The organism is Streptomyces sp. NRRL WC-3549, assembly GCF_000721935.1.
GTDB lineage: Bacteria > Actinomycetota > Actinomycetes > Streptomycetales > Streptomycetaceae > Streptomyces.
On the sequence record NZ_KL585386.1, the window covers coordinates 54,302 to 55,419 of the forward strand.

2 protein-coding genes are annotated in these 1,118 nt (G+C 76.0%); both read left to right on the forward strand.

Annotated features, from left to right (window positions below):
- The first annotated feature begins 149 nt into the window (after nt 1-149).
- Complete coding sequence (locus IH13_RS0104570) at nt 150-641, forward strand: hypothetical protein (RefSeq protein ID WP_031081200.1); 492 nt, start codon at nt 150-152, stop codon at nt 639-641.
- Between the two features lie 83 nt (nt 642-724).
- The gene (locus IH13_RS0104575; protein ID WP_031081202.1) at nt 725-952 is read left to right on the forward strand and encodes a hypothetical protein; all 228 of its coding nucleotides are present in this window, start codon (nt 725-727) and stop codon (nt 950-952) included.
- The last annotated feature ends 166 nt before the right edge of the window (nt 953-1,118 follow it).

Consider the following 1,118-nt stretch of genomic DNA (forward strand, 5'->3'; position numbering starts at 1 on the left):
TCGGCTCGGTGTCGGGCACGCGCTGGTTCCTCCGGGTACGTCGCTGAGCGCCAACCCTAACCGGCCGTGCGCCTGTGTACGGCCCCCTCGGTGTCAGTGGGACGGCGCACACTGGTGGTTGGCGTACCGGACCGGCGGAGGGACAGGGTGTGGACGATGCGCGGAGGGACCCGTTCGAGCCTTCCACCGGGGACGGCCCGCCGGTGCCGGAGCCGCCCGAGAGGCGTGCCGCGGCGGTGCGGGCCGCCTTCGAGGGGATGGTGCAGATCCGGCGGCTCACCCGCGCCGAACACCCGGCCCCGGAAAGCGTTCCCGCCGAGTGGGAGCTGCACCGGCCGGTGCGTGCGGTGGCTCTCGTCCTTGAGGCCGCGGGGATACCCGCGTCCGCGACCGGGCCGTCCGGTGAGCGCACGGCCACGGGGTACCGCGTGTGCGCGGGCGAGGCCCCTGGGGCGGTGCGCGTCGAGTGGGCCGGTCCGCCGGGGAGCGGAGCGGTGCACGACGAGGAGGAGGAACTGGGCCGGTGCCTCACGGTGCTGAGGGAGGCGGGCTGGACACCGCTGCTGTACCGGGGACCGAAGCGGCGGCGCTTCCTGGAGGTCGAGCCCCCGGCGGGGACCGCGCGTCAGCGGGTGCGGTGAACGCTCCCCGTACGGTTCGCGGGCATTGTCAGACCCGTGCGGGATGCTTGACGGACCGACACCTTCGACGGGGAGATGCTGAGATGCGCGATGCCGAAGTGACCGCGGCCCAGGCGTACGTGAGATTGCTGGAGGCGACCCGCGCCGTGCTCGCGGAACCGGACGAGACCCCGGTCTACATGCCGCTGCTGGCCTCACCGATCGAGGAGGCCGACGAGGCCCTGCGGAGGGCGGGCCTCGCGGGGAACGAGGACCGGCTGTTCGCGCTCGTGCGGACGCTCGTACCGGGCGCGGCGGCCCCGGGCCGCTGAGGGCGGCGGGCGACCGCCGTGGGGCGGCGCCCGGCACGGAGCCCTTCGCACGCCCCGAGGGCCGGCCCTCTCCGGCTCGGCGTCCAGCGTCGTGTGCGCCGTGCGCCGCCCTGCCGGCCCACGGCGCGGCCCGCGCGGACCCCGGCGTGTACCGGCACGCGGCCCC

Bases quoted from the DNA above. Each gene is read 5' to 3' on its own strand.
- IH13_RS0104575 (WP_031081202.1), top strand. From the start codon at position 725: ATGCGCGATGCCGAAGTGACCGCGGCCCAGGCGTACGTGAGATTGCTG.